The organism is Sphingomonas desiccabilis (assembly GCF_004135605.1).
Classification (GTDB): Bacteria; Pseudomonadota; Alphaproteobacteria; order Sphingomonadales; family Sphingomonadaceae; genus Sphingomonas; species Sphingomonas desiccabilis.
Map to the genome: position 1 here is coordinate 842,447 of NZ_SDPT01000002.1, position 13,183 is coordinate 855,629.

Consider the following 13,183-nt stretch of genomic DNA (forward strand, 5'->3'; position numbering starts at 1 on the left):
CGATCCAATTAGGTAATCAAGTTGAAAAAAGCGTCCGTCACTTGAGTATACAATAGATACTTCCGAAACCCTGCGACTTAATCTGGTGGTGCGGCGTTGCTGCGCCGGGAATTTTGGTCGGCCATTTTTACCGTGCTCGCTCCCCGGCGGACGGGGCAATGCCGTCCGGTGCCGCATGGAGGTAACCTCGACAGGGAGCCTCATCGCCGCGGCGGACCGGATCAGCGACGCGCGCGACTCGCTCGACGGCAGCAGCGATCTGGATCAGGGGATCACGATGGACGGCGATGCCAATCTGGTGCCGGCGGACGAAGACGGCATCGCGTTCAGCCGCTCGACGGGCCAGGTGCTCAACATCGTCTATCTGAATGCCGCGTCGACGGGTTCCGGCGGCTTCTTCGCGGTCGGCGTCAACGGTGCCTTTGTGACGAGCGGCCCCGCCTGACGCGGGCGGGGCGGGGGCGGCTGCCGGCCGGTGCCGCCCCCGCTTCCTCAGCTCAGCCGGTCGATCGCGTCGCGATCCAGGCTGCCGGGGATGATCATCACCGGCACCGGCAGCGTGCCCGCGTCGGTGCCGGAGAAGTGGCTGACCAGCGGCCCCGGGGCGCCGCTCGCGGCCGCGCCCAGCACCAGCGCGGCGATGTCCGGGTTGCCGGCGATCATTTCCCGCACGATCGCCGGGCCGTCGCCCTCGCGCACCGTCAGCGCGGGCTTCAGCCCCGACTCCTCCAGCAGCGTGCCCGCGGCGGCAGCAACCAGCCCTTGCGCGCGTTGCTGGGTTTCCTGCTCCATGGTGGCCATCACGCCGCCCCATTGGACGAACTCCGGCCGCTCGATCAGCGCCAGGATCTCGACCGAGCCGCCGGTCTTCACCGCGCGCCGCGCGGCAAAGCGCAGCGCGATCTGCGACTCGGGACTTTCGTCGATCACCACCAGATACGTACGCATCGAAAACGCTCCCCTTTGGTTTCAAGCGTGGCGACGCTCGGCCGTTCACGCAAGCCCACGGGGTTGACCGGTGCGGCTGTGACGGCAAAGGAAGGCCAGAGCCCCGAGAGGATCCAGCTGTACCCATGTCGATCGAAATCAAGATGCCCGCGCTTTCCCCCACCATGGAGGAGGGAACCCTCGCCAAGTGGCTGGTGAAAGAGGGCGACACCGTTCGTTCCGGCGACCTGATGGCGGAGATCGAGACCGACAAGGCGACGATGGAGTTCGAGGCGGTGGACGAGGGCGTGATCGCCAAGATCCTCGTCGCCGAGGGCTCGGACAATGTGAAGGTCGGCACCGTGATCGCGATCCTGGCGGGCGAGGGTGAGGACGCCAGCACGATCGAGGCGCCCGCAGCGGCAAGCCCTGCGCCGGCCGCCACCCCGGCGCCCGCCGCCAGCCCCGCGGCCGCCGAGCCCAAGGCGGAGGCGAAGCCCGCCGCCGCTCCGGCAGCCCCGGCCAGCGGCGGCAGCCGCGTGAAGGCCAGCCCGCTTGCGCGCCGCCTGGCCGCCGAAAAGGGCATCGATCTGGCTGGCCTCGCCGGCTCCGGCCCGAACGGCCGCATCGTCAAGGCCGACCTCGACGGCGCCAAGCCCGGCCAGACGAAGGCAGCGGCGCCCGCACCCGGCGCAGCGGCCGGCGCCGGGGCCAGCGTCCCCGCCGGCGGCACCGCACCCAGCCAGGAGACCAAGGCGGTCTGGTACGACGAGTCGATCCCGCACGAGGTGTCGAAGCTCTCGAACATCCGCAAGACGATCGCGCGCCGCCTGACCGAGGCGAAGCAGACGATCCCGCACATCTACCTCACGGTCGACGTCCGCCTCGACGCGCTGCTCAAGCTGCGTGGCGAGCTCAACAAGAGCCTGGACGCGCGCGGCGTAAAGCTGTCGGTCAACGACCTGCTCATCAAGGCGCTCGGCATCGCGCTCGAGCAGAGCCCGAAGTGCAACGTGACCTTCCTGGGCGACCAGCTCGTCAGCTACACCCGCGCCGACGTGTCGGTGGCGGTCTCCACCCCGACCGGCCTGATCACCCCGATCATCCGCGACGCCGCCGCCAAGGGCGTGGCCCGCATCTCGACCGAGATGAAGGAGCTCGCCGGCCGCGCCAAGGAGAACAAGCTGAAGCCCGAGGAATATCAGGGCGGCACCGCCAGCCTCTCCAACATGGGCATGTTCGGCATCAAGCAGTTCGAGGCGGTCATCAACCCGCCGCAGGGCATGATCCTGGCGGTGGGTGCGGGCGAGAAGCGCCCGTACATCGTCGACGACGCGCTGGGTGTCGCGACGGTCATGACGGCGACCGGCAGCTTCGACCACCGCGCCATCGACGGTGCGGACGGCGCGCAGATGCTCAAGCTGTTCAAGGCGCTGGTCGAGCAGCCGATGGGCTTGCTTGCTTGAGGTTCGGGCGCAGCCGGTGGTTGCTGGACGGAGCGCGGCGATGAAGATGCGGGTTGCGATCGAGCTGATCCAGATCGTGTTGAGCGTCGCCGCCGTCGTCGGGGTGGGGATGCTCTCCGCCTGGTCCTACCGGCCCGCGCGGGACGACATCGAGCTGGTGACGCTGGGCGCGGTGCTGGTGGTGGTGGTGCTCGGCATCCGCCAGCTGCAGCGCGCCATCGCCGAGCAGCGCTTCGCCCGCGAGGGTGTGGCCCATGACTGACGGGCCGCCCCAGGGCCAGCCGGCGCTGCGCGTCACCACCATGCCCGCCGACGCCAATCCCTATGGCGACATCTTCGGCGGCTGGCTGATGAGCCAGATGGACATGGCCGCCGGCCTCACGGCGGCGCGCCACGCACGCGGCCGCGCCGTCACCATCGCGGTGGAGGCGATGCAGTTCCACGCTCCTGTCGCAGTGGGCGACGAGGTCTCGGTCTATGCCGAGCTGGTGAAGACCGGCCGCACCTCCATGACGATCGAGGTCGAGGCCTGGCGCCGCGGCCGCCACGTCGAGGAACAATGCCGGGTGACCCAGGCGCGCTTCGTCTTCGTCGCGATCGACGAGCACCGGCGCCCGCGCCCGATCAACACCGTACAACCTTAAGAATCGCAGAACGAAAGCACCAAGCCATGGCTGAAACCTACGACCTCATCGTTCTCGGCTCCGGGCCGGGCGGCTATGTCGCGGCGATCCGTGCGGCGCAGCTGGGCCTCAAGACCGCGATCGTCGAGCGCGAGAACCTGGGCGGCATCTGCCTCAACTGGGGCTGCATCCCGACCAAGGCGCTGCTGCGCTCGGCCGAGATCTTCCACTATATGCAACACGCCAAGGACTATGGCCTGGTCGCCGACAAGATCAGCGCCGACCTGGACGCGGTGGTGAAGCGCTCGCGCGGCGTCGCCAAGCAGCTCAACCAGGGCGTCACCCACCTGATGAAGAAGAACAAGGTGGCGGTGCACATGGGCACCGGCAAGCTGACCGGAAAGGGCAAGCTGAGCGTCACCGGCGCCGACGGCAAGACCACCGAGCTTTCGGCCAAGAACATCATCGTCGCGACGGGCGCGCGCGCCCGCGACCTGCCGAACCTGCCTGCCGACGGCAAGCGCGTGTGGACCTATCGCCATGCGATGACGCCGTCCGAGATGCCGAGCAAGCTGCTGGTCATCGGCTCGGGTGCGATCGGCATCGAGTTCGCCAGCTTCTACAACGACATGGGCGCCGAAGTGACCGTCGTGGAGATGATGGACCGCATCGTCCCCGTCGAGGATGCCGACGTCTCCACCTTCCTGGAGAAGTCGCTCACCAAGCAGGGCATGAAGATCCTGACGAGCGCCAAGATCGACAAGATCGCGGCCGACGCGAACGGCGTGAAGGCGACGATCACCGGCAAGGACGGCAAGGCGTTCGACGGCGAGTACAGCCATGTCATCGTCGCGATCGGCATCGTGCCGAACACCGCCGACATTGGCCTCAAGGAACTGGGCGTCGCGATGAACGACCGCGGCTTCCTGGAAACCGACGCCACCTGCAAGACCAACGTCGACGGCCTGTGGGCGATCGGCGACATCACCGCGCCGCCCTGGCTCGCGCACAAGGCCAGCCACGAGGGCGTGATCGCGGTCGAGGCGATCGCCGGCAAGCACCCGCACGCGATGGACGTCCGCAACATCCCGGGCTGCACCTATTGCCACCCGCAGATCGCGAGCGTCGGCCTGACCGAGGCGAAGGCCAAGGAAGCGGGCTATGAGGTGAAGGCGGGGACCTTCCCCTTCATCGGCAACGGCAAGGCGATCGCGCTGGGGGAGGCAGAAGGCTTCATCAAGACGGTGTTCGACGCCAAGACCGGCGAGTTGCTCGGCGCGCACATGGTCGGCGCCGAGGTGACCGAGATGATCCAGGGCTATACCGTCGGCAAGACGCTGGAGACCACGGAAGCCGAGCTGATGGAGACGGTGTTCCCGCACCCGACCATGTCCGAGGCGATGCACGAGAGCGTGCTCGCCGCCTACGGGCGCGCCCTGCACATCTGATCCGGCAGGCGGGCGGCGCGATCGCCGCCCGCCGCCCTCGACTGGCCGGCGGCTTCGGAACGGCCCTCGCGAACGCACGTTGTTGCCCGCGAAGGAGACGCCGCCATGACCAAAGCCGTTCCGATGCTGATGCTGCCGCTCGTTGCCCTGCTCGGGGCGTGTGGAGGCGGCGAAGAGGTCCGCGTGACCAACGACGAGAACGTCGTCCTCAACGACAGCTACGATAACATGGCCTTCTCGAACGACGGCGAAGACCCGGCCAATGCCGTGGGCAGCGCGGGCGGGGCGGACGGCGCCATGATGGACAACGGCACCGGCGGCAACATGACGATGCCCGCCGGCAACGAGACGCTGCCGATCGCCAACGACACCGCCCCCGCTCGCTGACCAGGACGGCCGCCGGCCCACGCTTCATCGCAAATGAAGGAACGGGCGCGGGAAGACTGCGTTGCACAGCCCCGAAGGAGAGAATGCATGAAGAAGCTTTTGCTGATCGGGGCCGTGTTGCCCGCACTGGCGGGCCTAGCGGCCTGCGGCGATCGTACCGCCACCGACAACACCAACACGGTGATCGCCGATGACGGCATGGCCAACGACACCATGCTGACCGACGAGACGCTGGACGGCAACGAGGCCGCCACCGCCGGCAACGCGACCGATGCGGCTGCGCTGACCGCGCAGAGCTTCGCCAACACCATGGCCGCCAGCGACACGTTCGAGATCGAATCGGCGAAGATCGCGCAGGACAAGGCGACGGCACCGGCCCTCAAGCAGTTCGCAGCGCAGATGGTGAAGGATCACACCGCTTCCACCGCCAAGCTGAAGACCGCGGCCGCCAGCGCCAACGTCACCCCGGCACCGGCGCTCACCGCCGAGCAGAACGCGAACCTGGAAGCGCTGCGCGCCGCTAGCGGTGCCGAGTTCGACAATGTCTACAAGCAGCAGCAGGTCGCGGCGCACCAGCAGGCGCTCTCGGCGCTGCAGGGCTATGCCGCCAATGGCGAGGCAGCCTCGCTCAAGACCTTTGCCTCGAACACCGCCAAGGTGGTCGAAGGCCATCTGAAGGAAGTGCAGGGGATGTAACCCCCGGCGGCGGGTGCGAGGGCTCTGCGCTTTCGCACCCGCCGCATTTTCTCCCCTGAGTGGATTGACCCCGCCTGCATCCGCCCCGACCAAGGGGGCGAACGCGTGCAGGGGGACGATGATGCGGAACTTGGGGGTGGCGGCTGCGGTCGCAGCGGCGGCATTCGCGCCGCCGGCATTCAGCCAGACGACAAGCTCGGAAACGGTCGTGGTGACGGCCGATCGCATGCTCGACGTCCAGAGCGGCCGGTTGCTCGATCAGCCGGTGGTGGTGATCACCGACGGGCGCATCGCCTCGGTCGCGACCGGCAATGCGCGGCCGCTGATTCCGGCGGGCGCGACTCGCATCGATCTTCCCGGCAAAACGATCGTCCCCGGCCTGATCGACATGCACGTCCATCTCACCAGCAATCCGAAATACGGCGGCTACACCGGCCTCCAGTTCACCGACAGCTTCTGGGTGGCGCAGGCCGCGGGCAATGCCGCGCGGACGCTGCGCGCCGGCTTCACCACCGTGCGCAACGTCGGGTCGGACAACTACGCCGACGTCGGCCTGAAGCAGGCGATCGAGGAAGGCTGGATCGACGGCCCCCGCATCGTCCCCGCGGCCTATGCGCTCGGCGCCACCGGCGGCCATTGCGACGAGACCTTCCTGCCGCCTTCCTTCCAGCGCGTCTCGCCGGCCATGGGGGACAGCCCTGAGGAGCTGAAGAAGCGGGTGCGCGAGCAGCGCAAATATGGCGCGGAGGTCATCAAGGTATGCGCCACCGGCGGCGTCTTCTCCCGCAACACCGAGCCCGGCATCCAGCAGCTCCATGAAGAGGAACTCAAGGCCGTCGCCGACGAGGCGCATTTCTGGAAGCTCAAGACCGCCGCCCACGCCCATGGTGCCGAGGGGATCAAGGCCGCGATCCGCGCAGGCATCGACACGATCGAGCACGTCAGCTTCATCGACGACGAGGGCATCCGCCTCGCCCGGGAGCGCGGCACCTGGCTCGGCTTCGACGTCTACAACACGGAGTACACGCTGGCCGAGGGCAAGGCGAACGGCGTGTTGCCGGAGAATATCGAAAAGGAGCGCCGCGTCGGCACCCTCCAGCGCGAGAACTTCGGCCGCGCGGCAAAGGCGGGCGCGCGCATGATCTTCTCGACCGACGCCGGCATCTATCCCCATGGCGACAATGCGCGCCAGTTCGCCGTCATGGTCCGCTTCGGCATGACGCCGCTCGACGCGATCCGCACCGCCACCTGGAATGCTGCGCAGGCGCTGGGTCGCGAAGCCGACGTGGGCTCCATCGCCGTCGGCCGCTTCGGCGATCTGGTGGCGGTCGACGGCGATCCCACCCGTGATGTGACCCTGCTCGAACGGCCCGCCGCGGTGGTGAAGGGCGGTCACCTGGTCGCGGGCGGCTAACGCGGCCGCGGCGTCCTCGTGAAGGCGTGAACGGCGGCGGTGGGGCCCGGCGCGCCGCCCGCGCCGCCATTGACCGTGCGCGGGCGAGCGCGTATAGGCGCGGCCGTTCAATGGGATGGTTCCGGTTTCCGGTCCCGACCTGCTGGGCAGCGCTGAACGTTGTTGGAGACCTAAGGCCCCGGGGCGTCTCGCCGCGTGGCCTTTGCGCATTCCTGTCACGACTCCGGCAAAGTAACCGTTTGAAAGGTGAAGGGCTTCATGCCGACGATCAACCAGCTGGTCCGTAAGGGCCGCGAACTGCAGAAGACCAAGTCCAAGGTCCCTGCGATGGAGCAGAACCCGCAGAAGCGCGGCGTCTGCACCCGTGTGTACACGACGACCCCGAAGAAGCCGAACTCGGCTCTGCGCAAGGTGGCCAAGGTTCGCCTGACCAACCAGCGCGAAGTCATCAGCTACATCCCGGGCGAGGGCCACAACCTCCAGGAGCACTCGGTGGTGCTCATCCGCGGCGGCCGTGTGCGCGACCTTCCGGGCGTGCGCTACCACGTGCTGCGCGGCGTGCTCGACACCCAGGGTGTCAAGGACCGCCGTCAGTCCCGCTCCAAGTACGGCGCCAAGCGTCCGAAGTAAGCCGGCCGCTGTTGCGGTCCATTCAGGCTGAAGTTTTAAAGGAATAAAGCAGATGGCACGTCGTCGTCGTCCCGAGAAGCGGGAAATCCTGCCCGATCCCGTTTATGGGGATCAGGTTCTTTCGAAGTTCATGAATTCGGTGATGCTGGACGGCAAGAAGTCCGTCGCCGAAGCCATCGTCTATGGTGCGTTCGAGACCATCGAAGCGCGCGCCAAGCGTGACCCGATCGGCGTCTTCCACGACGCGCTGGGCAACGTGAAGCCGGGCATCGAAGTCCGCAGCCGCCGCGTCGGCGGTGCGACCTACCAGGTTCCGGTCGAAGTCCGTCCGGAGCGTGCGCAGGCGCTCGCGATCCGCTGGCTGATCGCATCGGCCCGCAACCGCAGCGAGAACACCATGGCAGCCCGTCTGTCGGGTGAGCTGATGGATGCCGCTAACAACCGCGGCAACGCGGTCAAGAAGCGCGAAGACACGCACCGCATGGCGGAAGCGAACCGCGCCTTCTCGCACTACCGCTGGTAACGGCGGGTCCGGCGGTCTTCCGCTGGCAACACAACCGACCTATATGATGGGGAGCCGGGCCAACCGGCTCCCCACATCGCTAAGGAAGAACGATCATGGCCCGCAGCCATCCGCTCGAGCGCTATCGCAACATCGGCATCATGGCGCACATCGACGCCGGCAAGACGACCACGACCGAACGCATCCTCTATTACACCGGCAAGTCCTACAAGATCGGCGAAGTGCACGAAGGCACCGCGACGATGGACTGGATGGAGCAGGAGCAGGAGCGCGGGATCACGATCACCTCGGCGGCGACCACGTGCAAGTGGCGCGCTGAAGAGGGCAAGGGCGAAGAGCACCTGATCAACATCATCGACACCCCCGGCCACGTCGACTTCACCATTGAAGTCGAGCGTTCGCTGCGCGTGCTCGACGGTGCGGTTGCCTGCTTCGACGGCGTTGCCGGCGTGGAGCCGCAGTCGGAGACCGTGTGGCGCCAGGCCGACAAGTACAAAGTTCCGCGGATGTGCTTCGTCAACAAGCTCGATCGCACCGGCGCGAACTTCTATTACTGCGTGGACACGATCGTCGAGCGTCTCGGCGCCCGTCCGGCCGTGCTGTATCTCCCCATCGGCGAGGAAGGCGGCTTCAAGGGCCTGGTCGACCTGGTCGAGAACCGCGCGATCATCTGGCTCGAGGAGAGCCTGGGCGCGAAGTTCGAATATCGCGACATCCCCGACGAGCTGAAGGAAAAGGCCGCGAAGTATCGCAGCGACCTGATCGAGATGGCCGTCGAACAGGACGATGCGCTGATGGAAGCGTATCTCGAGGGCAACGAGCCGTCGGTCGCCGACCTCAAGAAGCTGATCCGCAAGGGTACGCTCGAGATGGCGTTCGTTCCGATCCTGTGCGGCTCGGCGTTCAAGAACAAGGGCGTGCAGCCGCTGCTCGACGCGGTGGTCGACTATCTGCCGTCGCCGCTCGACATTCCCGACGTGCAGGGCGTGAAGCTCGACGGCGAGACCGCGGACTCGCGTCCGCCGGAAGACAATGCGCCGTTCTCGGCACTGGCCTTCAAGATCATGAACGATCCGTTCGTCGGCTCGCTCACCTTCACCCGCATCTATTCGGGCACGCTGACCAAGGGCAGCTACCTGAACTCGGTGAAGGACAAGAAGGAAAAGATCGGCCGTATGCTCCTCATGCACGCGAACTCGCGTGAGGACATCGAGGAAGCGCGCGCCGGCGACATCGTCGCGATCGCGGGTCTCAAGGAGACCACGACCGGCGACACGCTGTGCGACTCGTCGAACCCGATCATCCTGGAGCGGATGGAATTCCCCGAGCCCGTGATCGAGCTGTCGGTGGAGCCGAAGACCAAGGCCGACCAGGAAAAGATGGGCATCGCGCTCAACCGCCTGGCCGCCGAGGATCCCTCCTTCCGCGTTTCGACCGACCACGAGTCGGGCCAGACCATCATCAAGGGGATGGGCGAGCTCCACCTCGAGATCCTGGTCGACCGCATGAAGCGCGAGTTCAAGGTCGAGGCGAACGTCGGTGCGCCGCAGGTGGCGTATCGCGAGTATCTCGCCAAGCCCGTCGAGCTGACCTACACCCACAAGAAGCAGTCGGGTGGTTCGGGCCAGTTCGGTGAAGTCAAGGTCCAGGTGAAGCCGGGCGAGCGTGGCTCGGGCTACCAGTTCTTCGACGAGATCAAGGGCGGCAACATCCCGCGCGAATACATCCCGTCGGTGGAGAAGGGCTTCCGCGAGACGGCGCAGACGGGCTCGCTGATCGGCTTCCCGATCATCGACTTCGAAGTGCACCTGATCGACGGCAAGTACCACGACGTCGACTCGTCGGCGCTGGCGTTCGAGATCTGCGCCCGCGGCGCGATGCGTGAGGCCGCTCAGAAGGCCGGCATCAAGCTGCTCGAGCCGGTCATGAAGGTCGAGGTCGTTACCCCGGAGGATTATCTGGGCGACGTCATCGGCGACATGAACAGCCGTCGTGGCCAGATCCAGGGCACCGACAGCCGCGGCAACGCGCAGGTGGTCGAGGCGATGGTGCCGCTGGCCAACATGTTCGGCTATGTGAACCAGCTCCGCTCGTTCACCCAGGGCCGTGCGCAGTACTCGATGCAGTTCTCGCATTACGACGAAGTGCCGCAGAACGTGGCGGACGAAGTGAAGGCGAAGCTGGCGTAACCCCCAAACAGTCGCTATGGGGCCGCGTTCGCGTGGCCCCTGATGCGGCAGCGGATTCGAATCAGAAGGTAGGAAAATGGCAAAAGCGAAATTCGAGCGGAACAAGCCGCACCTCAACATCGGCACCATCGGCCACGTCGACCACGGCAAGACGTCGCTGACCGCAGCGATCACCAAGGTGCTGGCCGAGAACGTCGCGGGCAACGCCGCCGTCGACTTCGCCAACATCGACAAGGCTCCGGAAGAGCGCGAGCGCGGCATCACCATCTCGACCGCGCACGTCGAGTATGAGACCGACAAGCGTCACTATGCGCACGTCGACTGCCCGGGCCACGCCGACTATGTGAAGAACATGATCACCGGTGCCGCCCAGATGGACGGCGCGATCCTGGTGGTCGCCGCGACCGACGGCCCGATGCCGCAGACCAAGGAGCACATCCTGCTCGCTCGCCAGGTCGGCGTGCCGACCATGGTGGTCTTCCTCAACAAGGTCGACCTGGTCGACGACGAGGAAATCCTTGAGCTGGTCGAAATGGAAATCCGTGAAGAGCTCTCCAAGCGTGAGTTCGACGGCGACAACATTCCGATCATCCGTGGTTCGGCGACCGCAGCTCTCTCGGGCTCGGACGACAAGCTCGGCAAGGACGCGATCCTGGCCCTCATGGCAGCGGTCGACGAGTCGATCCCGCAGCCGGAGCGTCCGCTCGACAAGCCGTTCATGATGCCGATCGAAGACGTGTTCTCGATCTCGGGTCGCGGCACCGTCGTCACCGGCCGCGTCGAGACCGGCGTTGTGAAGGTCGGCGAGGAAGTCGAGATCGTCGGCATCCAGGAAGCCGTCCGTAAGACCGTCGTCACCGGCGTGGAAATGTTCCGCAAGCTGCTCGACCAGGGCGAGGCTGGCGACAACATCGGCGCGCTGATCCGTGGCGTTGGCCGTGAAGAAGTTGAGCGTGGTCAGGTTCTGGCCAAGCCGGGTTCGATCAAGCCGCACACCGACTTCCAGTCGTCGGTCTACGTGCTGTCGAAGGACGAGGGTGGCCGTCACACGCCGTTCTTCGCCAACTACCGCCCGCAGTTCTACTTCCGCACCACGGACGTGACCGGCACGATCGAGCTGCCGGAAGGCACCGAGATGGTCATGCCGGGCGACGAAGTCGCGCTGGGCGTCAAGCTCATCGCACCGATCGCGATGGACGTTGGTCAGCGCTTCACCATCCGTGAGGGCGGTCGTACCGTCGGCGCGGGCGTGGTCAGCGAAATCAACAAGTAAGCCGCTCACAAGGCGACTGACAACAGCCGCCCGGCATCCCCAAAAAGGGGGTGCCGGGCGGTTGCCTTTTTGTAGAGGCCTCTGTAAGGGCGGCCTTCCAGTTTTTTTGAGTTTCGGCTCTTTCTCCGCCATCCCGGTTTCTTCCGGGATCTCAACCCGCCGGCGCTGCGCCTGCGGCACGAGCCCTCAGCTTCGGTTGGGGTGACGGCCGGGGTCGTGACCATTTCGCATCGGTAGGGATATGGACAACAACATCCGCATTCGCCTGAAGGCGTTCGACCATCGCGTGCTCGACCAGGCGGCCGGCGACATCGCCGACACCGCGCGTCGTACCGGCGCTCTGATCCGTGGTCCGATTCCGCTGCCCACGCACATCGACAAGTTCACCGTGAACCGCGGCCCGCACATCGACAAGAAGTCGCGCGAGCAGTTCGAGACCCGCACCTACAAGCGTCTCCTGGACATCGTGCAGCCGACCCCGCAGACGGTGGACGCGCTGATGAAGCTCGACCTCGCCGCCGGCGTTGACGTCGAGATCAAGCTGGCGTAATGCGCCGGCACCGCGACGCTTGGTGATTCACCGGGCGTCGCGCTTTCGCTTCCCGCGCTAAGTCGCGGTAGAGGCTGGGAAAGCAGCTACGGGATACCGAACGGCCGGGGATCATTCGATCAAAGCCGTTGTCCGCGTCCCCGCTATCGAGGGAAAAACAGGCGGTTCGCCCGCACTGTCCTCGATGACCGGCCCTGGCGGGGGCGTTTGTCGTGAGGGCTGGGGCTCCGGAGCGTGAAAGCGGCCGGGGCCTTTTTCGTTGGCAAGCTCGCCGGGATGGCGAGCCTCTGTTGGAGGAGTGGGTCATGCGCACTGGCGTGATCGCTAAGAAGATGGGAATGACCCGGTTGTTCCAGGATGACGGGCGCCACGTGCCCGTGACCGTCCTGGCGCTGGAAGAGGTTCAGGTGGTGGCGCAGCGCACTGCCGACCGTGACGGCTATGTCGCGGTGCAGATCGGTGCCGGCACTGCCAAGGCGAAGAACGTCGCCAAGCCGCAGCGCGGCCACTTCGGCAAGGCCGAGGTCGAGCCGAAGATGGAAGTCTGCGAGTTCCGCGTCGCCGACGATGCGCTGCTGGACGTCGGTTCGACGATCTCGGCGGACCATTTCGTCGCCGGCCAGCTCGTCGACGTGTCCGGCAAGACCCAGGGTAAGGGTTTCGCGGGCGCCATGAAGCGCTGGAACTTCGGCGGTCTGCGCGCGACGCACGGCGTGTCGGTCTCGCACCGTTCGCACGGTTCGACCGGTAACCGCCAGGATCCGGGTCGCGTCTTCAAGAACAAGAAGATGGCCGGCCACATGGGCGACCGCAACCGCACCCAGCAGAACCTCGAGATCGTCTCGACGGACGCTGAGCGCGGGCTGATCTTCGTGAAGGGCTCGGTCCCGGGTCACAAGGGCAGCTGGCTGGTCGTCAAGGACGCGGTGAAGGTCGCGCGCCATGCCGACGCTCCGTATCCCGCCGGCCTGAAGGCCGTCGCCAACAGCAACGAAACCCCGGCCGAGGCGCCCGCACAGGCGGCTCCCGAGGCGACCGAAGGCCAGGAGGGCTGAAC

15 protein-coding genes are annotated in these 13,183 nt (G+C 66.4%); 14 read left to right on the top strand and 1 reads right to left on the bottom strand.

The features are described from left to right. Positions 1-175: 175 nt before the first annotated feature. Positions 176-445 (top strand): hypothetical protein, encoded by a 270-nt coding sequence (locus EO081_RS12070; RefSeq protein ID WP_206364377.1) that lies wholly within the window; start codon positions 176-178, stop codon positions 443-445. 47 nt (positions 446-492) lie between these two features. Here the strand turns inward: EO081_RS12070 and EO081_RS12075 are convergent, their stop codons facing one another. After that, positions 493-948 carry a universal stress protein gene (locus tag EO081_RS12075; RefSeq protein WP_129342148.1) on the bottom strand — a complete coding sequence of 152 codons (456 nt, stop codon included), beginning with the start codon at positions 946-948 and terminating at the stop codon, positions 493-495. A gap of 125 nt (positions 949-1,073) precedes the next feature. On the opposite strand from EO081_RS12075, the gene EO081_RS12080 reads away from it, so the two are divergent. The 13 genes from EO081_RS12080 (at position 1,074) to rplC (ending at position 13,181) form a co-directional block, all read left to right on the top strand. After that, positions 1,074-2,393 (top strand): pyruvate dehydrogenase complex dihydrolipoamide acetyltransferase, encoded by a 1,320-nt coding sequence (locus EO081_RS12080; RefSeq protein WP_129342149.1) that lies wholly within the window; start codon positions 1,074-1,076, stop codon positions 2,391-2,393. A 40-nt stretch (positions 2,394-2,433) separates the two neighbouring features. Further along, positions 2,434-2,655: a hypothetical protein gene (locus tag EO081_RS12085; RefSeq protein ID WP_129342150.1), complete on the top strand. Its 222-nt coding sequence runs from the start codon at positions 2,434-2,436 to the stop codon at positions 2,653-2,655. Beyond that, entirely contained in the window at positions 2,648-3,037 is a 390-nt protein-coding gene (locus EO081_RS12090; protein WP_129342151.1) for an acyl-CoA thioesterase, read from the top strand. The genes EO081_RS12085 and EO081_RS12090 overlap by 8 nt, the downstream gene beginning before the upstream one ends. Before the next feature lie 26 nt (positions 3,038-3,063). Further along, on the top strand, positions 3,064-4,464 hold the full coding sequence (lpdA, locus tag EO081_RS12095) for a dihydrolipoyl dehydrogenase (protein WP_129342152.1): 1,401 nt from the start codon (positions 3,064-3,066) through the stop codon (positions 4,462-4,464). A gap of 105 nt (positions 4,465-4,569) precedes the next feature. After that, entirely contained in the window at positions 4,570-4,851 is a 282-nt protein-coding gene (locus tag EO081_RS12100) for a hypothetical protein (protein ID WP_129342153.1), read from the top strand. Positions 4,852-4,938: 87 nt separating this feature from the next. Further along, positions 4,939-5,547 carry a DUF4142 domain-containing protein gene (locus EO081_RS12105; protein ID WP_129342154.1) on the top strand — a complete coding sequence of 203 codons (609 nt, stop codon included), beginning with the start codon at positions 4,939-4,941 and terminating at the stop codon, positions 5,545-5,547. Between the two features lie 118 nt (positions 5,548-5,665). Next, on the top strand, positions 5,666-6,961 hold the full coding sequence (locus EO081_RS12110; protein ID WP_129342155.1) for a Xaa-Pro dipeptidase: 1,296 nt from the start codon (positions 5,666-5,668) through the stop codon (positions 6,959-6,961). Positions 6,962-7,219: 258 nt separating this feature from the next. Next, entirely contained in the window at positions 7,220-7,591 is a 372-nt protein-coding gene (gene rpsL / locus EO081_RS12115) for a 30S ribosomal protein S12 (RefSeq protein ID WP_086129340.1), read from the top strand. 52 nt (positions 7,592-7,643) lie between these two features. Then, positions 7,644-8,114 carry a 30S ribosomal protein S7 gene (gene rpsG / locus EO081_RS12120; RefSeq protein WP_125961416.1) on the top strand — a complete coding sequence of 157 codons (471 nt, stop codon included), beginning with the start codon at positions 7,644-7,646 and terminating at the stop codon, positions 8,112-8,114. 95 nt (positions 8,115-8,209) lie between these two features. Then, positions 8,210-10,303, top strand: coding sequence for an elongation factor G (gene fusA, locus EO081_RS12125; RefSeq protein ID WP_129342156.1), 2,094 nt, complete (start codon positions 8,210-8,212; stop codon positions 10,301-10,303). Positions 10,304-10,379: 76 nt separating this feature from the next. Beyond that, entirely contained in the window at positions 10,380-11,576 is a 1,197-nt protein-coding gene (tuf, locus tag EO081_RS12130; protein WP_129342157.1) for an elongation factor Tu, read from the top strand. A 241-nt stretch (positions 11,577-11,817) separates the two neighbouring features. After that, on the top strand, positions 11,818-12,126 hold the full coding sequence (gene rpsJ, locus EO081_RS12135; protein ID WP_033921125.1) for a 30S ribosomal protein S10: 309 nt from the start codon (positions 11,818-11,820) through the stop codon (positions 12,124-12,126). A 305-nt stretch (positions 12,127-12,431) separates the two neighbouring features. Then, positions 12,432-13,181, top strand: a complete 750-nt coding sequence (gene rplC, locus EO081_RS12140; RefSeq protein WP_129342158.1) for a 50S ribosomal protein L3 — start codon at positions 12,432-12,434, stop codon at positions 13,179-13,181. Positions 13,182-13,183 lie beyond the last annotated feature (2 nt).